This is a genomic window from Ramlibacter monticola, from assembly GCF_016722785.1.
Lineage (GTDB): Bacteria > Pseudomonadota > Gammaproteobacteria > Burkholderiales > Burkholderiaceae_C > Ramlibacter > Ramlibacter monticola.
Genome location: NZ_JAEQNE010000007.1, coordinates 150693 through 172387 on the forward strand (window position 1 = coordinate 150693; position 21695 = coordinate 172387).

The window sequence follows — 21695 nt, forward strand, 5'->3', positions numbered from 1 at the left end:
GCATGAGCGCGCCGGCTCCCTCGCCATCCTTCGACTCGCGTGCGCTGCGGCAGGTGCTGGGCGCCTTCGTCACCGGCGTGACCGTCATCACCACGGTGGACAAGGACGGCCGCCCTCATGGCCTGACCGCCAATTCCTTCAGCTCGGTCTCGCTGGACCCACCGCTGATCCTCTGGAGCCAGTCGCTCACGTCACCGAGCCATCCGGTGTTCCGCGAAGCCGAGCGCTTCGTGGTCAACATCCTCGCCGACGACCAGGTCGAGATTTCGAACCGCTTCGGCAGCGGCGGCGCCGACAAGTTCAACGGCTGCCCGACGCGGCCGGGGCTGGGCGGCGTGCCCTTGATCCAGGGCTGCGCCGCCTACCTCGAATGCCGGCGCATCAACAGCTTCCCCGGGGGCGACCACCTGGTGTTCCTCGGGCAGGTGGACCGCATCGAGCGCACCGGCCTGCAGCCGCTGGTGTTCGGCGGCGGCAAGTACCTGGTGGCGCAGCCGCACGACCTGGGCCTGCTGGCCGCGCCGGGCGGCGCCAACATCGCGCGCCTGAAGGCGGTGCGGCTGGCCACGCGGGCGCTGGTGAGCCTGTCCGACGAACTCGACGAAACCCTGGCGCTCGGCGTGTGGGGCAACAAGGGCCCGACCATCGTGCGCTGGGAGGAATCCAGCGAGCCGGTGAGCGACAACCTGCGCACCGGGCTCGTGCTGCCGGTGCTCACCTCCGCCACCGGGCTCGCCTTCGCTGCCTGGCTGCCGCGCGAGACCACCGCCCCTTTCATCGAGGCGGAACTGGCGCAGGGCATGGACCTCGTGCAGGTCGAACAGCAGCTGGCCCAGGCGCGGGCCAGCGGCATCGTGCGGCTGGTGGGCACCGACAAGTTCGCCGACCTGTACGGCACCAGCATCAGCGCGGCGAGCGTGCCCGTGTTCGACCACAGCGGGGCGATGGTGCTGGCGCTGACGGCGCTGGGCCACACGCAGCGCATGGATCTCTCCGAAGGCAGCCTCCTGGTCACTGGCCTGCGCCACTGCGCCGCGGCGGTGTCGCAGCGGCTGGGCGGCCGCAGTCCGGCGGCGACGGCGTCGAACGATCCGCTGACGGCGGCCTGAGCCGCTCGAATTCCGCCTGCGCGTCGACCCTCGCCGGAATGACGGCGAGGGAGCGCGGAAACCCTGAGTTGCCCTTTCCTACACCGGCATGGCCTGCGTGCTTGCAGCCGGACCGTAGCGCTGCGCCTAGAGTGGTTGCCCATACGGCGGTCCCCGAATGAGAGGGGCCGCCCTGGAGAACAGCAAATGCCCTTCCGCGTCTTCATCGTCGAGGACAGTTCGACGATCCGCCACAACCTCATCGCCACCCTCAAGGAACTTGCGGAGTTCGAGCCGGTCGGCACGAGCGAGACGGAGCACGAGGCGAAGCGCTGGCTGGCGGGCAACGACTGGGACCTGGCCATCACGGACCTGTTCCTGCGCGAAGGCAGCGGCCTCAACGTGCTGGAAGCCTGCCGTCGGCGGCGCCCCGGCCAGAAGGTGGTGGTGCTCAGCAACCACTCCTCGCGCGACGTGCGCTGGCGCTGCAGGCAGCTCGGCGCCGATGCGGTGTTCGACAAGTCGACCGAACTGGAAGCGCTGGTGGACTACTGCGTGCAGCACCGCCGCGCCCTGCAGCGGGACGATGCCGGAGCGCCGGAGCTGGCGGCTTCGAGGGCGGCGGCTACAGCACCCGCGACGGCTGTTCCGGAAGCACCGGCTTGAGCCGGCTGGGCGCCAGCGCGCCCGCCGAGTCGAGGATGGGGTAGGCAATCGAGCAGATGTGGGAATTGATCCGCTTGAGGTCGCTGATCAGGTCCAGGTGGAGCGAGCTGGTCTCGATGCTCTGCGCCGTATTCTCGGTCAGCCGCGTGAGGTGCGTGCCGGCGTAGGCGCGCTCGAGGTCGCGGAAGCGCGCCTTTTCCTCGAGCAGCTTCTGCGCGTCGCGCACCGAGGCGTTGAGGAAGACGCTCATGCCGAGCCGCAGGTTGTCCACCAGCCGGGCGTGCAGTTCGCAGATCTCCGCCATGCCGGCGTCGGAGAAGCTGCGGTTCTTGCGGATCTTCTTCTCCTCGATGTCCAGCAGGATCCGCTCGATGATGTCGCCGATCTGCTCCATGTTGATCGTGAAGCTGATGATGTCGGTCCAGCGGCGGCTCTCCTCCTCGCCCAGCGCCTCGCGCGAGATCTTGGTGAGGTAGTACTTGATCGCGGAGTAGAGCTGGTCGACCGTGTCGTCCATGCGGCGCAGTTCCTCGGCCAGCCGCAGGTCGTTCTCCTTGATCACGCGCAGCATGCCCAGCAGCATGCTCTCCACCACGTCGGCCTGGTGCAGCGCCTCGCGCGCTGCGTTCGAGATGGCGAGGGAGGGCGTCTCGAGCGCCGAAGGGTCGAGGTGGTGCGGCCGCCCGGTGACGGGGTTGCGGTCCGGCTTCGGCAGCCACTGCCCGACCCAGCGCGCCACGTACTGCGTGAAGCCGATGAACAGGATCGCGATCAGGACGTTGAAGGCCAGGTGGTACAGCACCACCGCCGTGGCGTGGTCGGGCACCGCCGGGCGCAGGTAGGTCACCCAATAGCCGACGAAGGGCGCGGCCAGGACCACGCCGAAGCACTTGAACACGAGGTTGCCGATCGGCACCTGCCGCACCGGCACGGCGGACTTGGCGGTGGCCAGCACGCCCAGCAGGCCGCTGCCCAGGTTGGCGCCGATGGTCAGGCCCAGCGCCACGTCCAGCGGGATGCCGCCGGAGGCCGCCAGCGTGGCGGTCAGCAGCACGATGGCCAGGCTGGAGTAGGCGACCACCGCCATCAGGGCGCCCACCGTGATCTCCAGCAGGATGTCGCTGTAAAGCGATTGCAGCAGCGCCTTGACTGCCGGCGAGCGGACCATGATCGCCGTGGACTCGGACACCAGGCGCAGCGCCAGCAGCATCAGCCCCAGGCCGATCAGCACGCGGCCGAAGCGGCCGAGGGGGGTGGACTGGCGGGTGATGAACAGCACCACGCCGACGAAGATGAACAGGGGCGACAGCCAGGACAGGTCGAAGGAGAAGACCACCGCCATCATGCTGGAGCCGACGTCGGCGCCGAGCATCATGGCCAGCGCCGTGGGCAGGCTCACCACGCCCTGGCCGACGAAGGCGGAGACGATCAGGGCCGTGGCGGTGCTGGACTGCACCAGGGCCGTGACGCCGAACCCCGCCAGGCCGGCGGCCGGGCGGGTGCTGATGCTGCGCGCCAACACCTGGCGCAGGTTCGCCCCGAAGACCCGCAGGATGCCGGTGCGAACGAGATACGTGCCCCAGACCAGCAGCGCCACCGCCGCCAGCAGGTTCAGCAAATGCTTCATGTTCTGCAGGACATGATACGCCGCGCAGGCACCGGCCGGACTGCGGATGAGTCCTGTCAACCGGGCGAGTGTTGCTGTCTTGCCGCCTTCTTTACTTGCTGCGCCGCACCCGCAGCAGTTCGTCCAGGATCAGGCCCGCCGCGCCGACCGTGATCGCCGCGTCCGCGACGTTGAAGGCCGGGAAGTACCAGCGGTTTTCCCAGTGGAACTGCAGGAAGTCGACCACGTAGCCATGCAGCAGGCGGTCGACGACGTTGCCGATGGCCCCGCCGAGGATGCACGCCAGCGCGAAGCAGAACAGCTTCTGCCCCGCATGCTTCTTCAGCAGGTACAGGATGAACAGCGTCGCCACCACCCCGATCCCGGTGAACAGCCAGCGCTGCCAGCCCGAGGCCGCGGCCAGGAAGGAGAAGGCGGCGCCGGTGTTGTGGGCCCGGACGATGTTGAAGAAGGACGTGACGGTGGTCGAATCCCCGAGCTTGTAGTAGCCGAGGATCAGCACCTTGGTGAACTGGTCGGCGATCAGCACGATCAGCGCCAGCGCCAGCCACGGCCACATGCTGCCGCGCGCCGCGCCCGCGCCCCGGACGCCCAGCGTATTGCCGCGCGCCGCCATCAGGCTGCCACCCCGTGCTCGTTGTCCCCCCGGCCCTTGCCGGAAATGGTTTCGGCGCAGCGGCCGCAGATCGCCGGGTGCCCGGCGTCGCTGCCGACGTCCTCGCGCCAGTGCCAGCAGCGCTCGCACTTGGCGCCGCTGGAGGGCGTGACGATCACCGACAGCTCCTCGTCGGCCATCGGCTGCGGATCGAGCGTGACCCGGGACGTGATGAACACGAACTTGAGGTCGTCGCCCAGCGAGCGCAGCAGCGCCAGGTCGCGGGCGTTGGCCCGGATGGTCAGCGTGGCCTGCAGCGAGGAGCCCACCTTGCCTTCGGTGCGCAGCGCCTCGATGTACTTGTTGGCCACGTCGCGCACGGCGCGGATCCGTTCCCACTTGGCGAGCAGGTCGGTGTCGGGGCTGCCGATCTCGGCGTACTCCTCCAGGAAGATCGAGTCGGAGCTGCCGAACAACTTCCAGGCCTCCTCCGCGGTGAAGCTGAGGAAGGGCGCCATCCAGCGCAGCATCGCGTGCGTGATGTTCCACAAGGCGGTCTGGGCGCTGCGGCGGGCGTGCGACTTCAGGGCCGTGGTGTACAGGCGGTCCTTCAGCACGTCGAGGTAGAACGCGCCCAGGTCCTCCGAGCAGTAGACCTGCAGCTTGGCCACCACCGGGTGGAATTCGTAGACCTCGTAGTGCCCCAGCACCTCGGCCTGGAACTGCGCCGCGCGCGCCAGCGCGTAGCGGTCGATCTCCAGCATCTCGGCCAGAGGCACCGCGTCCTTCGCCGGATCGAAGTCGCTGACGTTCGCCAGCAGGAACCGCAGGGTATTGCGGATGCGCCGGTAGGCGTCGACCACCCGGGCCAGGATCTTGTCGTCGCCGGCGATGTCGCCGGAGTAGTCGGAGGCGGCCACCCACAGGCGGATGATCTCGGCGCCGAGCTTGGAACTGACCTGCTGCGGCTCGATGCCGTTGCCCAGCGACTTGCTCATCTTGCGGCCCTGGCTGTCCACCGTGAAGCCGTGCGTGAGCAGCCCGCGGTAGGGCGCGCGCCCGTACATCGCGCAGGCCGTGAGCAGCGAGGAGTGGAACCAGCCGCGGTGCTGGTCGTGGCCTTCGAGGTAGAGGTCCGCTTCCGGGCCGTTCTCGTGCGCCGCGCCCGCATGCGAGCCCTTCAGCACGGTGCTGTGCGTGGTGCCGGAGTCGAACCACACTTCGAGGATGTCGGTGCTCTTGCTGTAGTTCGGCGCGTCGGCGGCGGCGCCCACCTTCGCCAGGATCTCCTCGGTGGAGGCCTTGCTCCAGGCCTCGATACCGCCGGCCTGCACCATGTCGGCCGCCAGGTCCAGGATCTCCATGGTCTTCGGATGCAGGTCGCCCGAGTCGCGGTGCAGGAAGAAGGGCAGGGGCACGCCCCAGCTGCGCTGGCGGCTGATGCACCAGTCGGGCCGGCCGGCGATCATGTCGCGCAGGCGGGCCTGGCCGTTCTCGGGGAAGAAGCTGGTTTCCTCGATCGCCTCCAGCGCCATCCGGCGCAGGGTCTTCGGGGCCTTGTTCCTGGTGAACACCCCTTCGCCTTCGTCCATGCGGATGAACCACTGGGCGGCGGCGCGGTAGATCACGGGCGTCTTGTGGCGCCAGCAGTGCGGGTAGCTGTGGACGATGTTCTCGGTGGTGAACAGGCGGCCGGCCTGGTCCAGCGTAGCCAGGATGTGCGGCACGGCCTTCCAGATGTTTTCGCCGGGGAACAGCGGGAAGTCCGCCGCGTAGGCGCCGTTGCCCTGCACCGGGTTGAGGATCTGGTCGTACTTCATGCCGTGCGAGACGCAGGAGTTGAAGTCGTCCAGGCCGTAGGCGGGCGAGGAGTGCACGATGCCGGTGCCGTCTTCGGCGGTGGCGTAGTCGGCCAGGTACACGGGCGACAGGCGCCGGTAGCCGGCGTCCACGTCGTACAGCGGGTGGCGGAATTCGAGGCCGCCGAGGTTCTTGCCCTCGGTGGTGGCCAGCACCTTGCCTTCCAGCTTGTAGCGGGCCAGCGCCTTCTCGACCAGCACCTCGGCCAGGATCAGCTTGCCGCGCGGGGTGTCGACCAGCGCGTAGACGATCTCGGGGTTCAGGTTGAGCGCCTGGTTGGCCGGGATGGTCCAGGCGGTGGTTGTCCAGATCACCGCGAAGACGTCGTCGCCGCCGGCGGGCAGGCCGAACGCTGCGTAGACCCGGGCGGCATCGTCCGCCTGGAAGCCGACATCCAGCGTCTGCGACTTCTTGTCCGCGTACTCGATCTCGAACTCGGCCAGCGAGGAGCCGCAGTCGAAGCACCAGTACACGGGCTTGAGGCCGCGGTAGACGAAGCCGCGCTCGATCACGCGCTTGAAGGCGCGGATCTCGTTGGCCTCGGTCGCGAAGTCCATCGTCCGGTAGGGGTCCTCCCAGTCGCCCAGCACGCCGAGGCGCTTGAAGTCGGTGCGCTGGATGTCGATCTGCTCGGTGGCGAAGGCGCGGCTCCTGGCCTGCATCTCGTCGCGGGGCAGGTTGCGGCCGTGCTTCTTCTCGATCGCGTTCTCGATCGGCAGGCCGTGGCAGTCCCAGCCCGGGATGTAGGCCGCGTCCAGGCCCTTGAGCTGGCGCGACTTGACGATCATGTCCTTCAGGATCTTGTTGACGGCGTGGCCCATGTGGATCTGGCCGTTGGCGTACGGCGGGCCGTCGTGCAGGATGAACTTCTGGCGGCCGCAGCGGGCCTCGCGCAGGCGCTTGTAGAGGCCCTGGTCCTCCCACTCCTTCACCCAGCCCGGCTCGCGCTTGGGCAGGTCCCCGCGCATGGGGAAGGGGGTGTCGGGCAGGTTCAGGGTGGCGCGGTAATCGGTCTTGTCGTTCATTGGGGAGCCTTCACGGACTCTTGTCATGCCGGCCCGGTGCCGGCATCCACGCGGCGTGCCTCGCGTGGGGCGGGATCGCGGGCGGGACGCCCGCGGCGACAAGGTCGTTAAATTCGGTCGCGCGTGGTCTGGCGCCGGGTTTCGGCGTGCGTGGAAGCGAAGAACGCCCGCGCGGCGTCGCAGTCGCGCGCGATGCCGGCCTTGAGGGCGTCGAGCCCGTCGTAGCGCAGCTCGTCGTGCAGTTTGTGCAGCAGTTCCACGCGGATGATTTTACCGTAGGCCCCTTCCTCGCCCAGGCGGGCCGGCCAATCGAAGCAATGGGTCTCCAGCAGCACCCGTCCGCCGTTGACGTCGCGCGGGTCCAGCGAGGGCCGGATCCCCAGGTTGGCCACGCCTTCCAGGGGCGCCTCGCCCAGGCCGTGGACCGTCACGGCGAAGATGCCGCTGGCCGCCGGCTTCCAGTGGGAGAACCGCAGGTTGAGGGTCTTGAAGCCGAGCTCGCGACCGAGCTTGCGGCCGTGCACCACGTGGCCGCTGATGCTGTACGGGCGGCCCAGGAGGGCGGCCGTGCCAGCCATGTCGCCGCGGGCCAGCGCCTCGCGGACGGCCGAGCTCGACACGCGCAGGCCGTGCACCTCGTAGCTGTTCATGCGCGCCACGTCGAAACCCTGCCGGCTGCCGGCCGAATCGAGCATGGCGTAGTCGCCGGCGCGCCGGGCGCCGAAGCGGAAGTCGTCGCCCACCAGCACGTACTTCGCCCCCAGGCCGCGGACCAGCACTTCGTCGATGAAGGCCTCGGGCTGCTGGCTGGACAGGCGGGCGTCGAACTTGAGGATCACGCACTGGTCGACCCCGCACTTGCGCAGCTCGGTGAGCTTGTCGCGCAGGGTGGCTACCCGGGCCGGGGCCACTTCGGGCTTGCGGAAGACGGCCGCGAAATAGTCGCGCGGGTGCGGCTCGAAGGTGAGCACGCAGCTGGGGACCCGCCGGTGGCGCGCCTCGCTGTTCAGCAGCGCCAGCATGGCCTGGTGGCCCCGGTGGACCCCGTCGAAGTTGCCGATCGTGACGGCGCAGGCGCCGGCGATCTGGGGGTGATGGAAACCGTGCAGGATCTGCATTGGGGTGATATGTTTTTGATAGCAGGCCGGTGCCGGCCGCCGAGGCCGACGCACGCATGGCCTGACACAGGCGCAGCACGAAAACACGGTATATTGTGTCTCACGCTGCCTCCGGGCGCTGGCGCCCGGCGGGGGCGACGTCCGTGCTGAATGGAGGCCCCGTCTTGAAGGTCTTGAAGCTGTCCGCCCAGGGACTGCCCCAGTCGTGGATTTCGCTGGAGCAAGCCGTCCTGCACTACGCCGCCGACCAGGTGCGGTGGGAGGCAGGCGCGGAGGTGGCCGTGTTCCGCGGCGGCACCAATGCGCTCAGCGGCCTGCAGTCGATCATCACGGTCAACAGCATCATCGGCACCAAGGGCGTGCCGAACATCAACCCCTTCGAGCTCAAGCCGGGCCTCACCAACGGCAAGCTGTTCGCGCGCGACCGCAACGTCTGCGCCTACTGTGGCGGGCACTTCCACGAGGAGGAGCTCACGCGCGAGCACATCGTCCCCTTCGCGCAGAACGGCCGGGATCACTGGATGAACGTGGTGACGGCCTGCCGCACCTGCAACCACCGCAAGGGCAGCCGCACGCCGGAGCAGGCCAACATGGCGCTGTTGTACACGCCCTACGTGCCGAGCCTGTGGGAGGACTTCATCCTGCGCAACCGCCGCATCCTGGCAGACCAGATGGAATTCCTGATGGCGCACCTGCCCAAGAATTCGCGGCTGCACGCCTAGGCCTCGCCGGCGTTCAGTACGTCAGTTCCAGCACCGTCAGCTCCTCGTTCGCCAGCGGCCACGTCCGCCCCGCCAGCTTCTCGCCGTTGAACTCGGCCAGCAGGGTCCGTCCCGTGTCCAGGAACTGCAGGCGCGAGCTCGACACCCCCGCGCCCGGCTGCACGCCGGGGGGCGGGCTGCGGCGGTCGAAGATGGTCCGGTCGCGCTCCGGGTCGATGTAGCCGCGCGGACGCGTCAGCATCGCCACGGCGACGGCCTTGCGTTCGGAGGCCTGGATCCGCTCCGGGCGCAGGTGGACGATGGAACTCGAGCGCGGGAACGGGCTGCGGTAGATGTGGGTCGTCGCGTAGCCCGGCGCCGCGACCACGAACTCGTAGTGCGTGCCGGGCTGGCCGTGCATCGGTCCCCAGGCGCCGCTCTCGCCCACGGCCTGGGTCAGCACCGCCGGGCCGCGCCGCTCCGCCGTGGCGGGGTCGATGGCGTACACCTCCAGCTTCGCGCCGGGCAGCGGCAGGTTGTTGGCGAAGCTGCCGCTGGCCGGGTCCGTGGAGGACAGGCCCAGGCCCATGACCTTGCCCCCGAGCATGAGGTGGTCCTCGGGCACGATCTCCCGCGTGGCCGGGGCCCGGCCGGTGATGAAGCGGTAGGCGGCTTCGAACGCGGCGGCCGAGAACGAGGTCTCGCGGTGGTCCGCGCGCGGCAGCACCACGTTGCTGGCGCCCTTCAACTCCGGCCCTTCGTAGCCGACGCCGGTCTGCAGCTTCGGGTCCCCGATCCAGGTGCCCAGGGGCTGCGCGTACTTGTCGAGCCGGTCCGAGCGGATCGTGAGCCACTTCACCGGGCCCGCCACCTCGTCCCCCTGCGCGTTCTTGGGCGCGTTGAGCGCCTGCAGGAAGGGCCCGTTGCCGGCGAACTCGTTGCCGGGCAAGCGCCCCGGGACGTTCCACAAGCCGTGGTTCGGCACGCCGCCCAGGATGGCGTGGCTCACGCGCGCGGCGCCGCCGCCGTTCTGGATGTAGTTGCGCACCGCGTAGCCGCCGCGCGAGTTCGCGACCAGCACCACCTGCGGCGCGCCCGTGGCCTGCAGCACCTTCTCGACTTCCGCGCGCAGGAACTCCATGTGCTGCGCCGTCGACGTGCGACCGGGCTGCTCGACGCGGTCGTCCTCGCGGGCGAGCGGATAGGGCAGGTCCGGCGCGAACAGCCGCTCGCGCGGCCAGCCGTTCGATTCGAAGCGCCACAGCGTGGTCTGCCAGAGCGCGGCGGAATCGCCGTTGCCGTGGACGAAGACGATGGGGGGATGCTCGCTCGACGCCGGGCGCGTGGCGCAGGCGCCGAGAATCAGCACACCGGGAAGTGCGAGGACCTCGCGGCGGGTGGTCATGTTGTCCGTTCCTCCAACGAATGCAAAAGAAAACGCCCGCGGCGGGCGGGCGTTGTCGGGGCCATCGGGCCGTCAGGCGAACACGCCGGCGGTGTCCTGCATTCTTGCCGAGACCTCGCCGAGGTGGTGCAGGGTATCCCCGAATTCGAGTTCGAGCTGCGTCAGCTTCCGGAAGTAGTGGCTGCCCGCGTATTCGTCGGTGACGCCGATGCCGCCATGCAGCTGCACCGAGTTCTGGCCGACGAAGCGCATGGCCACCCCGAGCTGGTACTTCGCGCGCGCCATCGCGCGGCGGCGCTCCTCCACCGGCGCGTTCAGCTTCAGCGACGCGTAGTAGCTCATGGAACGCGCCAGCTCCTGCTGCATCTTCATGTCCGCCATGCGGTGGCGCAGGGCCTGGAAGGTGGCGAGCGTCACGCCGAACTGCTTGCGCGTGTTGAGGTATTCGGCCGTGAGCTGCATCGTCCTGTCGATCACGCCGACGGCTTCGGCGCAGGTGCAGGCGATGCCGATGTCCACCGCGTGCTCCAGCGCGGGCATGCCGTCGGCGGTGACCAGCGTGGCCGCCGCGTCGCGCAGCGACACTTCGGCCGCGCGGCCGCCTTCCAGCGTGGGGTAGCCGCGGGCGGCGACACCCTGCGCCCCGCGTTCGACCAGGAACAGGGCGATCCTGCCGTCGGCCCGGGCGGGCACCAGGAAGGCGTCCGCCTGGTCGCCGGCGGGCACCAGGCTCTTGTCGCCCGAGACCTTCCAGCCTCCGCCGGCCTGCGTGGCCTGCGCCTCGCAGGCGTCCAGCCGGTAGCGCGCCTTGCGCTCCTGGTGGGCCAGCACCACCAGCGCCTCGCCGGAGGCGACCTTCGGCAGCCAGGCGGAGCGCAGCGCCTCGGGCCCGTAGCCCCCCAGCACGCCGCTGGCGATGAGCGTCTGCTTCAGGGGCTCCAGCACGATGCCGCGCCCCAGTTCCTCCAGCACCACCATCGCCTCCACCGGGCCCATGCCCATGCCGCCGTGGTCTTCGGCGACGTAGAGGCCGGCCAGCCCCAGTTCGGCCAGCTCGCCGTAGGCGGCGCGGTCGAAGCCGCCCGCGCCGGCGATGGCACGCCGGCGCTCGAAGGTGTAGCTGCGGTCCACCCACTTGCGCACCGCGTCGCGCAGTTGTTCCTGGTCGTCGGAAAAATTGAAATCCATTCTGTGCCTCGCGTAGCGACTTGCTGGAGCCCCCTCCTGGAGGGGGCGCGGGGGAGCGGTGTATACGCGCAACGCGCAGGTTGCTCTACGGCGTCAGCCGAGAACGACCTGCGCCACGATGTTGCGCTGGACCTCGTTGGAACCGCCGTAGATGGTGGTCTTGCGCATGTTCAGGTAGGTGGCCGCCAGCGGCGCCAGGTAGGCGGCGCCGACGTACTCGCCCTGGTAGCCCGCCTCCATCGCCTCCGTGACGAAGGGGACGGCGTAGGGGCCCGCGGCCAGCATCATCAGTTCCGTGTAGCGCTGCTGGATCTCGCTGCCCTTGATCTTCAGCAGGCCGGCGATGTCCAGCGGGTTCTTGCCCGACTTCTCGGCCGACAGCACGCGCAGCACAAGCATCTCCAGCGCCACCACGTCCACCTCCAGCTTGGCGACCTCGTCGCGGAAGCGCTGGTCCGTGTACACGCCCTCGTTGCGCGCGATGCGCTTGAGGCGCTCCAGCTCGCGCTTGGCACGGTTCACGTCGGCGATGTTGGTGCGCTCGTGCGAGAGCAGGTGCTTGGCGTAGGTCCAGCCCTTGTTCTCCTCGCCGATCAGGTTCGCGGCCGGCACTTCGACGTTGTCGAAGAACACCTCGTTCACTTCGGGGCTGCCATCGAGCATGACGATCGGCCGCACCGTCACGCCGGGGGACTTCATGTCGACCAGCAGGAAGGAGATGCCGGTCTGCGGCTTGCCCTCGGTGGAGGTGCGCACCAGGCAGAAGATCCAGTCGCCGTGCTGCGCCAGGGTGGTCCAGGTCTTCTGGCCGTTGACGATGTACTTGTCGCCGCGGCGCTCGGCGCGCGTCTTGAGCGAAGCGAGGTCGGAGCCGGCGCCCGGCTCGCTGTAGCCTTGGCTCCACCATACTTCGCCGCTGGCGATGCCGGGGAGGAAGCGCTTCTGCTGCTCGGGCGAGCCGAAGGCCATGATCACCGGCGCCACCATGACCGGCCCGAAGGGCACGATGCGGGGCGCGCCGGCCAGGGCCGTTTCTTCCTCGAACAGGTGCTTCTGCACGGCCGTCCAGCCGGGGCCGCCGAACTGGCTCGGCCAGCCGTAGCCCAGCCAGCCCTTCTTGCCCAGGATCTTGGCCCAGCGCTGCATGTCGTCACGGGTGAGATGCAGGGCGTTGTGCACCTTGTGCGCGATCTCCTGCGGCAGGTTCTCGCGCACCCAGGCGCGGACCTCCTCGCGGAATTTCTGTTCTTCGGGGGTGAAGGCTAGATCCATGGGTTTGTCTCCGGAAGCAGTCGCGATTCAAGCACGCTCGTTCGTATCCGTGTGTCCGGGCGGTGACAAACCGAGTTGCGTGGCGAGGTCGGTGACGATCTCGCGCAACTGCGCCACCTCCTCTTCCAGCATCGCCACCCGCGCTGCCAGGCCGTTCGCGCCGACGGCGGACTCGGCGCTCGCCGCCACCGCGGCCACGTCGACCGGCCCGCACAGCAGGTGGGCCCAGCGGGCCTCCCGCGCACCGGCCGCGCGGGGCAGCTGCACCACCAGTGGGCCACCTTTCGGTTCGCTGCGGTTGCGCATTTCGTCGAGGAAGGCTTCCACCGAGGAGATGTCGGCGAAGCGGTACCAGCGCTCGCTGTGGATGCGCAGCTCGCCCGCGGTCTGCGGCCCCCGCAGCATCAGCAGCCCGAGCAGCACGGCGGACTGCTCCGGCACCACCATCGCGCGCTGGAAGTTGTGTTCCCAGCGCATGACGCGGCTGCCGCTGGAGGCGAACGCGAGGGAGCGGCGCTTCAGCCCGTCCAGCGCTTCCTGCACCTCCGCTTCGGCGAGGCTGGTCACCGGCTCGCGGGCGCTTTTCTGGTTGCAGCCCGCCACCAGCGCATTGAGCGTCATGGGGTAGCTGTCCGGCACCGTGCGGGCCTTTTCCATCAGGGTGCCCAGGACGCGGGCTTCGACAAGGGTGAGGGGTTCCATCGGCTTGGGATAATGCGCCGGAATGAAGAAGATCGTGATCCTCATCTCGGGCGGGGGCTCGAATATGGCCGCCATTGTGCGCGCGGCCCAGCGCGACAACTGGCGCAAGGCTTTCGCCGCGGAAGTGGCCGCCGTGATCAGCAACCGGCCGGACGCGGGCGGCCTCGCCTTCGCGCGCGAGCAGGGGCTGGCCGCCGAAGTGGTGGACCACAAGCAGTTCGCTTCGCGCGAAGCCTTCGACGAAGCGCTCGCTGCCGCCATCGACCGCCACTCGCCCGCGCTGGTGGTGCTGGCCGGCTTCATGCGCATCCTCACGCCTGCCTTCGTGGAGCGTTACCGGGGGCGGCTGCTGAACATCCATCCCTCGCTGCTGCCCGCCTTCCCGGGGTTGCACACGCACCAGCGCGCGCTGGACGCCGGCTGCCGCTTCGCCGGGGCGACCGTGCACCAGGTCACGGCCGATCTCGATCACGGCCCCATCCTGGAGCAGGCCGTCGTGCCGGTCCTGCCGGGCGACACCGCGGCGACGCTGGCGGCGCGCGTGCTGACGCAGGAACATTTGATCTATCCGAGAGCGGTCGCCAGTCTCTTGAGGCAAGCTGCCTGAAAGACCTTGGGGGGGAGGCCCCGAGCGCGTGCGACACGCGGATTTCGTGCATCTCGTCCGGCTCTCGGAGCATGCGAGCGCAGAAAACGGCAAGGCCTACCGCCGCAGCCTGGCGGCCTTCGCCGGCCTGGGCTATGCCTGGGTGCTGGGCTGCCTGCTGCTCGCCGCGGGCACGCTGGCGTGGATCGCCGGCGCCCTCCTGCACGGCCACTTCCGCGCCTTCCAGATCCTCGGCCTCACCGCCGCCGGTGGCCTGCTCTGGGCCAGCGTGCGCGCCCTGTGGTTCCGCCTCGAGCCCGCGGCGGGCGTCCGGCTGCTGCCGCACGACGCACCGGCCCTGTTCGAGGCACTGGAGCGCATCCGGCGCAAGGTGAAGGGGCCGGCCCTGGACGAGGTCCGGCTCGATGCCGAATTCGATGCCAGCATCGCGCAGCGTCCCCGCTGGGGCCTGTTGGGCGGCGCGCGCAACCAGCTCACGATCGGGCTGCCGCTGCTGATGGCGCTGGACCGGCAGCGCGTGCTCGCGGTGCTGGCGCACGAATACGGGCACCTGCGGCGCGACCACGGCCGCTTCAGCGCCTGGATCTACCGCACCCGCGCGAGCTGGAGCCGGTTGTACGAGAGCCTGGAGGGCCAGGCCGGCCCCGCCGCGACGCTGACGCAGGGCTTCCTCGCCTGGTACTTCCCGCGCTTCGTGGCGCGCACCTTCGCGCTGGCGCGCCAGGACGAATACCAGGCCGACCGCATCGCGGGCGAACTCGTGGGCAACGGGGTGGCGGCGGCGGCCCTGGCGGAACTCGCGCTCAAGGGAGACTGGCTCGAGCAGCACTTCTGGCCCACGCACTGGGGGCAGGCGGCGGCGCACGACCTGCCGATCGGCCCGTACGCGCAGATGCGCAAGCTGCTCGCCCTGCCGCTGCCGGAGGCCTTCGCGCAGCGCAGCCTGCGGCAGGCGCTGCGCAATCACAGCGGCTTCGAGGACACGCACCCGGTGCTGCGCGACCGCCTCGAGCGGCTGGGCGTCGCCCCCGGCCTGCCCGCGTGGTCGCAGCGCCCCGCCATCGAGCTGATGGGGCACAAGGCCGATCGCTGGATCGCCCATTTCGACCACCAGTGGTGCCGCGAGCAGGCCACGGTCTGGAAGCAGCACCATTCGGCGCTCGGGCGCATCCGCATGCGCATCGAGCAGCTGCGTGCCCGGCGCAGCCGCAACGCCGACGAGTGGGCCGAGCTCGGCGACCTGGAGCGGCGCCTGCGGCCCGACGCGCCCGTGCGCGCGCACTACGACCAGGCGCTGGCGCTGTCGCCCCACCACGGGCCGGCGCTGCAGGGGATCTTCGCCTGCCTGCCGCCCGAGCAGGCGGGCCAGCGCATGGCCTGCCTGGAGCGCCTGCACGAAGGCAGCCCGCAGCATCGCTGGTGGGCGGCGAAGAACGCGGTGGCGGCGCTGGAAGACGACCCCCGCCACGACGACGAGGCCCTGAAGCTGTGGCGCATCCGCCTGAAGGAGTCCGAGGCGGCCGAGGCCCGGGCCTGGGCCGAACTCGCCGAACAGCCGGTGCTGGCGCACACCTCGCCCGCGGACCTGAACGAGTTCGAACGCTGGGAACTGGAAGCGGAGCTGGCGTGCTGGGCCGACCTGAGCCGCACCTGGCTGCTGCGCAAGGAGGTGCGCGAGTTCCCGGCGCGCCGCTGCTACCTGCTGGTGCTGGACCTGCCGCGGCTGGCGCCGCAACAGGCCGAGGCGGTGTGCCGGGCGCTGGAGCCGCGCCTGGGGTTGCCCGGCCCGGTGCTGCTGCTCTGGAGCGGACAGTCGCCTGAACTCGCCGAGCTCCGGCGCAGGGTCCGGCCCTTGTACGACACGCGCGTCGCGGTCTGAACGCGCGCGCCGGCGACAATCGGGGGATGCATCCCAAAGCCTTGCTCGAGGCGTGCGCCGAGCTGGTCCGAGAAGTCCTCCGATTCGATCATCCCGCCGACGCCGTGGTGTCGCGCTATTTCCGCGAGCGCCGCGCGCTGGGCCCGCGCGAGCGCGCGACGCTGGCCGAGACGGCCTATGCCGTGGTCCGCCGCAAGCTGCTGTTCGAGCATCTCGCCGCCTCCGGCAGCGGCCCGCGCGAGCGCCGGCTGGCGATCCTCGGCTTCGCCGGCGACCGCGATTTCCTCAAGAGCGCGCTCAACGACCAGGAGAAGGCCTGGCTGGACCGCGTCACCGCGGTCGATCCGTCCACGCTGTCGGAGCGGCACCGCCACAACCTGCCGGAGTGGCTGGTCGCGCCGCTGAAGGAGCAGCTGGGCGACGGCTTCTGGCCGCTGGTGGAGAGCCTGGACGAGTCCGCGCCGCTGGACGTGCGCGTGAACGCGCTGAGCGACAAGCGCGAGGAGATCCGCCAGGAGCTGGCCCTGGCCGGCATCCGCGCGCAGCCGACGCCGTACTCCCCCTGGGGCCTGCGGCTGGAGGGCAAGCCGGCGCTCACCCGCCTGGACGCCTTCGCCCGCGGCGCGATCGAGGTGCAGGACGAAGGCTCGCAGCTGCTGGCCCTGCTCGCCGACGCCCGGCGCGGCCAGATGGTCGTCGATTTCTGCGCCGGCGCGGGCGGCAAGACGCTCGCGCTGGGCGCCATGATGCGCAACACCGGGCGGCTCTATGCCTTCGACGTCTCGGCCCACCGGCTGGAGAACCTGAAGCCGCGGCTGGCGCGCAGCAAGCTCTCCAACGTGCACCCCGCCGCGATCGCGCACGAGCGCGACGAGCGCATCAAGCGGCTGGGCGGCAAGATCGACCGCGTGATCGTGGACGCCCCCTGTTCCGGGCTCGGCACCCTTCGCCGCAATCCGGACCTGAAGTGGCGCCAGTCGCCCGAGGTTCTGGCGGAGCTGGCGACCAGGCAGGCGGCGATCCTGGACAGCGCGGCGCGCCTGCTGAAGACCGGCGGTCGGATCGTCTACGCCACCTGCAGCCTGCTGCGGGCCGAAAACGAGGACATTGCGGCGGCCTTCACGGCAGCCCATCCGGGTTTCAAGCGGCTTTCGGTCCAGGAATTGCTTGAATCTGCCCGTGTCGGCGACAGTTCGAAGCTCTGCAGTGAGGACGGACAGGATTTGCGGCTGTGGCCGCAGCGACATGGGACCGACGGTTTCTACGCAGCAGTTTGGGAAAAAGTCCAGCACTGAGCTCAATGTTTAGCTTCGGGGGGAACCCTGGCACCTAGAATCCGTCCTACACGTTCCTTTGCCCGCGGATTCAGGTGGGCTCATTCCTGAGAAAGAGATAACGCTTTCATGTTGCTTCCCGACTGGGCCGTCCTGAACGCGGCGATCGACTGGCTCGCCCACGGTCTATGGGATCTGTCCTGGTGGCAGGTCGTGCTCTACACCCTGGTGGCGACGCACATCACGATCGCCGGCGTGACGATCTTCCTGCACCGCGCCCAGGCCCACCGGGCCATGGACCTGCACGCGATCCCCTCCCATTTCTTCCGCTTCTGGCTGTGGCTCAGCACCGGCATGGTGACCAAGGAGTGGGTCGCCATCCACCGCAAGCACCACGCGAAGTGCGAAACGCCGGAGGACCCGCACAGCCCGCAGACGCGCGGCATCGAGACCGTGTTCTGGAAGGGCGCGGAGCTGTATCGCGCCGAGGCGAAGAACCAGGAAACCATGGCCAAGTTCGGCCACGGCACGCCCAACGACTGGATCGAGCGCAACCTGTACACCCGCTACAGCTGGCAGGGCGTGGGCCTGATGCTGATCATCAACCTGGCCCTGTTCGGCGCGGTCGGCGCCGCGGTGTGGGCGGTGCAGATGCTCTGGATCCCCGTGAACGCCGCCGGCATCATCAACGGCATCGGCCACTACTGGGGCTACCGCAATTTCGAGGCGCCGGACGCCAGCACGAACATCTCCCCCTGGGGGATCATCATCGGCGGCGAGGAACTGCACAACAACCACCACACGTACCCGACTTCGGCCAAGTTCTCGGTGAAGCCGTACGAGTTCGACATCGGCTGGGTCTACATCAGCCTGATGCGCAGGATCGGCTGGGCCACGGTCAAGAAGGTGCCGCCGAAGCTGGTGCTGGGCGACATCAAGCCGGTGGCCGACGAGAAGACGCTGGAGGCGGTGATCGCCAACCGCTACGAGGTGATGGCCCGCTACGGCCGCGAGATGCGCCTGGCCTGCAAGGCGGAGATCGCGCAGCTGAAGGCCAAGGGCCAGGACTTCGCGATGCTGAAGGCCGCCAAGCGCTGGCTGCCGCGCGACGAAGACCGCGTGCCGGCCGCCGCCCGCCAACAGCTGGCGCAGGTGCGGGCCCAGCACCCGGCGCTGGACAAGATGGCCAGCATGCGCGAGGAGCTGCGCCAGATGTGGCTCAACACCAGCCACTCGCGCGAGCAGCTCGCCGCCGACCTGCAGGCCTGGTGCCGCCGCGCGGAGGAAAGCGGGGTCGAGGCCCTGCGCCAGTTCTCGCTGAATCTGCGCGCCGCCCACGCCTGAGCTTCCAAGCCCGCCACGAACGAAGCCCCGCCATTGCGGGGCTTTTTCGTTTCCGCCGCTGAGCAGTCTCCGGCCTACTGCGACGGTCGGGCATGTCGCACGCCGGAAGCGGCCGTCGCCGCTGGCGCGCGCGACCCGTGCACGCTGCAATGGACGGAAGCGGAAGACCCGCGGACAGGAGAATTCAGCATGAAAAGATTGATCGTCATGGCGCTCGCGGCGGGCGGCCTCGCCGTCGGCTCGCTGGCGTCGGCGCAGGACCTCGGCGCCGTCATCACCAACATCCTCGGCTTCGGTTCGCCGGGCTACACCACCAGCAATCCGGCCGTGGTGGCGGGAACTGGCGTCTATGTCGATCCGGATGGCCGGCAGGTGTACACCGTGCCCAACGGCACCGCGCGGCAGGTCTACGTCGATCCGGACGGGCGCCAGGTCTACGTGCAGCCGAACACCAACTACGGCATCACGGGCTACGACGCCTGGGGCCGGCCGATCTACGGCAACAACGTGTACGGCAACAACGCCTACCGCAACTATGCCCAGGCCAACCGGCGCGACCGCGACGGCGACGGCGTGATCAACCGCTACGACCGCTACCCGGACGACCCGCGCTATCGCTGAGCGTCCATGAAAAAGCCCCGCGCCGCGGGCTAGCCGTTCTCCAAGGGAGTTGGCAAGCCCGGTCGGATAGGGCCACGATCCGCCCCAGTCAATGACTGGGGCGTTTCTTTGGGTCGCTGTCCTGTTCGCCCGCGTAGAGCGCCTGCAAGGTCAAACGGTGGGGTCGCCGTAGGGCTATGCGCCCTGAATTGAGGCAGGGGCGGCTACTGGTCGAGGAACAGCTTGGCCCCGAGCCGGTCCAACAAAGTCATGAGGGTGCCGAGGTGGATGCCGTCCACAAAGGTCTCGTCCATCGCCTGAACCTGCAGCACCCTGCCGGCCAGCCGGGGCTCGAAGAGCATGATCGCCTGCTCCTCGTCGTGCTGTCGGGAAGTTCACGAGATCCCCTGCACGTCCGGCCGGTTCGTGTAGATCCATTGGGCGAGCTGGCGGGTGATGGGGTACTGCGCCTTGTCGGAGTCGATCACGTCGGCCCGATCCAGCCCGAGCCGGCGCAGCCCCAAGGCGGAGAGGTCGGCCAGAACCAGGTCACCGGCAGGCTGGAAGGAACCCAGGCGCTTCTCAGTCTTGGCGCTCAGGCGAAGCAGGAACCCGATTGATGGCGAGGGCACGTCATGCAGGACGGTTTCCATAAGGGCTGCGCCCACAGTCGTGCCTGCGTAGAGAACCGGCACGATCGCACCGGCGTGCTCGAGCGGGGAGAAGCGGGCGTTGCCGTGGGGCGTGTCATTGAAGCCGGTCGGCCCGTACCGCTGCGGGTACACCCGCCACCACGCCTGCGGGGCCCAGTTGCGGGTGCCGAGATCTGCGGGGGTCAGGCTGCCATCGCGCAGGGCGTCGGCCAAGCTCAACCCAGGAACTCCTCGGCCTCGACGGCGTTACGGGCCGCGGCAATCACCCGCTCAGGCTCGGTGCCCAGGAGTTCTCGGGGGCGGCGCCCGCCCAGGAAGCTTGAGGTGCTCTCAAACCAGGTCGCAAGCCCTTCGTCGCTGTAGCCTGTCAGAACCTGCAGGACGCCGCCCATTGCGGCCAGCAGTCGGAAATCTTCGTCCAACGCGTAGCGGGGGAAGTAGTCCCTCCCGGCTCGACGGATGGCGAAGACGCGGCGAGCCTGCTTCCAGCGGTTGATCGTCGCATGGGGGTTCGCGCCCAAGCCGGCGTTAGCAGCCCACTCGTTGACCGTGAGCCACTCCGACCCTTCGAACACCGCACGTCGCGCCTCGGCTTGCAGACGGGCCCTCTGGACATCGAGCGACCTCGGTGTGGCGTCTCCGAGGAAGAGCTGGACCAGTCGCTCATAGTTGTCCTGGTCGCGCCTGCGCTGCAGTTCCACGACAGACTGCGCCAGCCCAGGAAGAACCTGCTGGAGGCTCAGTTGCTCCTGTGCGGAGAGTTCGTCGTTTAGTTCGAAGGCGACTTGGGCCATGGCTTTAGCAGGCTGGCTATCTCTGCTAGATAAGTATATGAAACTAGCAGTTCTAGCACAAGCCCATCGGTTGTGGCCCCTCGGATCGCCGTCTCACTCATGACACCAGTTCCTTCGCTGACTGGGGCGGATCGCGGCGCCACCAGGCGGGGATTACCAACTCTTTGGGAGAGCGGCCAGGAGACGCGGGGCTTTTCTTCGCAGCGCGTCAATCGAGCAGGTTGGCGGGCACCTTGCCGCCGTTTTCCTCGAGCTTCTTCATCACGGCCTTGTGCAGCCACATGTTCATGGCCGCCGTGTCCTGCTTGTCTCCGTGGTAGCCGAGTTCGTCGGCCAGTTCGCGCCGCTCCTGCAGCGTGCTCTCCATGCCGACCAGCTTCATCAGGTCGACGATGGAGGTGCGCCAGTTCAGCTTCTGCGCGTTGCTGGCCGCCATGCCGTCAAGGGTCTTCTCGATGTCGACCCGCTCCATCGTGGCGGCGGGTGCGGCGGGAGCCGTGCCGGCGCTTGCGGTGCCGGCCGGGGCCTGCGTCTGCGGTTGCTGGGGCGCCGAGCCGGACGGCGCGGGCTGGGGACTGGCCGGGGCCTGTGGCTGCTGCGCGCGCGCGCCGGGGAAGAGGCGGCCGAAGATCTTTCCGAGGATGCTCATTCGTGTTCTCCGAGGGAGTGCGGGATCGCCTCCCGATCTTCGGAGGGCCCGGCCGGCCGGGCTTGTCGGAGAGGGGCGCGTGCGCAGCGGGTTGGGCGCCGGCAGGACGCGCACCAATGAAAAAGCCCCGCGATGCGGGGCTTTCGTCGGACGCCGGCTGAATTACTTCAGCTTCGTTTCCTTGTATTCGACGTGCTTGCGAGCCTTCGGGTCGAACTTCATGATCGACATCTTCTCGGGCATCGTCTTCTTGTTCTTGCTCGTGGTGTAGAAGTGGCCGGTGCCCGCGGTGGACTCCAGCTTGATCTTCTCGCGGCCGCCTTTGCTGCTTGCCATGGTGCTTCCTTTCAGTTGGGGGCAGAGCTAAAGATCTGTCCCCAAAGTCATTCGATTGCTTAAGCCTGGCCGCGCGCGCGCATGTCGGCGAGCACGGCTTCGATGCCATTCTTGTCGATCAGGCGGACTGCGGCGTTGGTGACGCGCAGGCGGACCCAGCGGTTCTCGGTCTCGACCCAGAAACGGCGGTATTGCAGGTTCGGCAGGAACCGGCGCTTGGTCTTGTTGTTGGCGTGGGAGACGTTGTTCCCCACCATCGGGCCCTTGCCCGTCACGTCGCAGACGCGTGCCATCAGCACTCTCCGATAACTT

At 69.0% G+C, this 21695-nt stretch carries 22 protein-coding genes; 8 read left to right on the forward strand and 14 right to left on the reverse strand.

Annotated features, from left to right (window positions below):
* The first annotated feature begins 2 nt into the window (after positions 1 to 2).
* The gene (locus JJ685_RS30325; RefSeq protein WP_201676755.1) at positions 3 to 1109 is read left to right on the forward strand and encodes a flavin reductase; all 1107 of its coding nucleotides are present in this window, start codon (positions 3 to 5) and stop codon (positions 1107 to 1109) included.
* 186 nt (positions 1110 to 1295) lie between these two features.
* Positions 1296 to 1754, forward strand: a complete 459-nt coding sequence (locus JJ685_RS23315; RefSeq protein ID WP_201676756.1) for a response regulator — start codon at positions 1296 to 1298, stop codon at positions 1752 to 1754.
* Here JJ685_RS23315 and JJ685_RS23320 read toward each other — a convergent pair.
* The 4 genes from JJ685_RS23320 to JJ685_RS23335 all read right to left on the reverse strand — a co-directional run bounded on the left by JJ685_RS23320 (position 1714) and on the right by JJ685_RS23335 (position 7979).
* Positions 1714 to 3381 (reverse strand): Na/Pi cotransporter family protein, encoded by a 1668-nt coding sequence (locus JJ685_RS23320; RefSeq protein ID WP_201676757.1) that lies wholly within the window; start codon positions 3379 to 3381, stop codon positions 1714 to 1716. The genes JJ685_RS23315 and JJ685_RS23320 overlap by 41 nt on opposite strands.
* A gap of 91 nt (positions 3382 to 3472) precedes the next feature.
* Positions 3473 to 3997, reverse strand: coding sequence for a signal peptidase II (gene lspA, locus JJ685_RS23325; RefSeq protein ID WP_201676758.1), 525 nt, complete (start codon positions 3995 to 3997; stop codon positions 3473 to 3475).
* Entirely contained in the window at positions 3997 to 6861 is a 2865-nt protein-coding gene (gene ileS / locus JJ685_RS23330; protein ID WP_201676759.1) for an isoleucine--tRNA ligase, read from the reverse strand. Before ileS ends, lspA begins: the two co-directional genes overlap by 1 nt.
* 107 nt (positions 6862 to 6968) lie before the next feature.
* Complete coding sequence (locus JJ685_RS23335) at positions 6969 to 7979, reverse strand: bifunctional riboflavin kinase/FAD synthetase (RefSeq protein WP_201676760.1); 1011 nt, start codon at positions 7977 to 7979, stop codon at positions 6969 to 6971.
* A gap of 164 nt (positions 7980 to 8143) precedes the next feature.
* On the opposite strand from JJ685_RS23335, the gene JJ685_RS23340 reads away from it, so the two are divergent.
* Positions 8144 to 8701: an HNH endonuclease gene (locus tag JJ685_RS23340; protein WP_201676761.1), complete on the forward strand. Its 558-nt coding sequence runs from the start codon at positions 8144 to 8146 to the stop codon at positions 8699 to 8701.
* A 13-nt stretch (positions 8702 to 8714) separates the two neighbouring features.
* Here the strand turns inward: JJ685_RS23340 and JJ685_RS23345 are convergent, their stop codons facing one another.
* From JJ685_RS23345 to JJ685_RS23360, 4 genes are all read right to left on the reverse strand, one after another.
* Positions 8715 to 10085 (reverse strand): alpha/beta fold hydrolase, encoded by a 1371-nt coding sequence (locus tag JJ685_RS23345; protein ID WP_201676762.1) that lies wholly within the window; start codon positions 10083 to 10085, stop codon positions 8715 to 8717.
* A gap of 72 nt (positions 10086 to 10157) precedes the next feature.
* Positions 10158 to 11273, reverse strand: coding sequence for an acyl-CoA dehydrogenase family protein (locus JJ685_RS23350; RefSeq protein ID WP_201676763.1), 1116 nt, complete (start codon positions 11271 to 11273; stop codon positions 10158 to 10160).
* A gap of 93 nt (positions 11274 to 11366) precedes the next feature.
* Positions 11367 to 12545, reverse strand: coding sequence for an acyl-CoA dehydrogenase family protein (locus JJ685_RS23355; protein ID WP_201676764.1), 1179 nt, complete (start codon positions 12543 to 12545; stop codon positions 11367 to 11369).
* Positions 12546 to 12572: 27 nt separating this feature from the next.
* Positions 12573 to 13292, reverse strand: coding sequence for a YceH family protein (locus JJ685_RS23360; protein WP_236599221.1), 720 nt, complete (start codon positions 13290 to 13292; stop codon positions 12573 to 12575).
* On the opposite strand from JJ685_RS23360, the gene purN reads away from it, so the two are divergent.
* The 5 genes from purN (at position 13270) to JJ685_RS23385 (ending at position 18972) form a co-directional block, all read left to right on the forward strand.
* Positions 13270 to 13854: a phosphoribosylglycinamide formyltransferase gene (purN, locus tag JJ685_RS23365; protein ID WP_201676765.1), complete on the forward strand. Its 585-nt coding sequence runs from the start codon at positions 13270 to 13272 to the stop codon at positions 13852 to 13854. The two genes, JJ685_RS23360 and purN, sit on opposite strands and share 23 nt — an antisense overlap.
* A gap of 46 nt (positions 13855 to 13900) precedes the next feature.
* Complete coding sequence (locus JJ685_RS23370; protein ID WP_330901828.1) at positions 13901 to 15733, forward strand: M48 family metallopeptidase; 1833 nt, start codon at positions 13901 to 13903, stop codon at positions 15731 to 15733.
* 26 nt (positions 15734 to 15759) lie between these two features.
* A complete protein-coding gene (locus JJ685_RS23375) occupies positions 15760 to 17028 on the forward strand; it encodes an RsmB/NOP family class I SAM-dependent RNA methyltransferase (protein ID WP_201676767.1) in 1269 nt (422 codons plus the stop codon).
* Between the two features lie 108 nt (positions 17029 to 17136).
* Positions 17137 to 18351, forward strand: coding sequence for a DesA family fatty acid desaturase (locus JJ685_RS23380; protein WP_201676768.1), 1215 nt, complete (start codon positions 17137 to 17139; stop codon positions 18349 to 18351).
* 189 nt (positions 18352 to 18540) lie between these two features.
* Positions 18541 to 18972 (forward strand): hypothetical protein, encoded by a 432-nt coding sequence (locus JJ685_RS23385; RefSeq protein WP_201676769.1) that lies wholly within the window; start codon positions 18541 to 18543, stop codon positions 18970 to 18972.
* 203 nt (positions 18973 to 19175) lie between these two features.
* On the opposite strand, the gene JJ685_RS23390 is transcribed toward JJ685_RS23385, so the two are convergent.
* From JJ685_RS23390 to rpmB, 6 genes are all read right to left on the reverse strand, one after another.
* On the reverse strand, positions 19176 to 19313 hold the full coding sequence (locus JJ685_RS23390) for a hypothetical protein (RefSeq protein ID WP_201676770.1): 138 nt from the start codon (positions 19311 to 19313) through the stop codon (positions 19176 to 19178).
* A gap of 33 nt (positions 19314 to 19346) precedes the next feature.
* The gene (locus tag JJ685_RS23395) at positions 19347 to 19817 is read right to left on the reverse strand and encodes an RES family NAD+ phosphorylase (protein WP_201676771.1); all 471 of its coding nucleotides are present in this window, start codon (positions 19815 to 19817) and stop codon (positions 19347 to 19349) included.
* A 2-nt stretch (positions 19818 to 19819) separates the two neighbouring features.
* On the reverse strand, positions 19820 to 20398 hold the full coding sequence (locus JJ685_RS23400; protein WP_201676772.1) for a hypothetical protein: 579 nt from the start codon (positions 20396 to 20398) through the stop codon (positions 19820 to 19822).
* 208 nt (positions 20399 to 20606) lie between these two features.
* Positions 20607 to 21047: a DUF3597 domain-containing protein gene (locus tag JJ685_RS23405; protein ID WP_201676773.1), complete on the reverse strand. Its 441-nt coding sequence runs from the start codon at positions 21045 to 21047 to the stop codon at positions 20607 to 20609.
* Positions 21048 to 21209: 162 nt separating this feature from the next.
* Positions 21210 to 21383, reverse strand: coding sequence for a 50S ribosomal protein L33 (gene rpmG / locus JJ685_RS23410; protein WP_201676774.1), 174 nt, complete (start codon positions 21381 to 21383; stop codon positions 21210 to 21212).
* Between the two features lie 59 nt (positions 21384 to 21442).
* Positions 21443 to 21676, reverse strand: a complete 234-nt coding sequence (gene rpmB, locus JJ685_RS23415; RefSeq protein ID WP_201676775.1) for a 50S ribosomal protein L28 — start codon at positions 21674 to 21676, stop codon at positions 21443 to 21445.
* Positions 21677 to 21695: the final 19 nt, after the last annotated feature.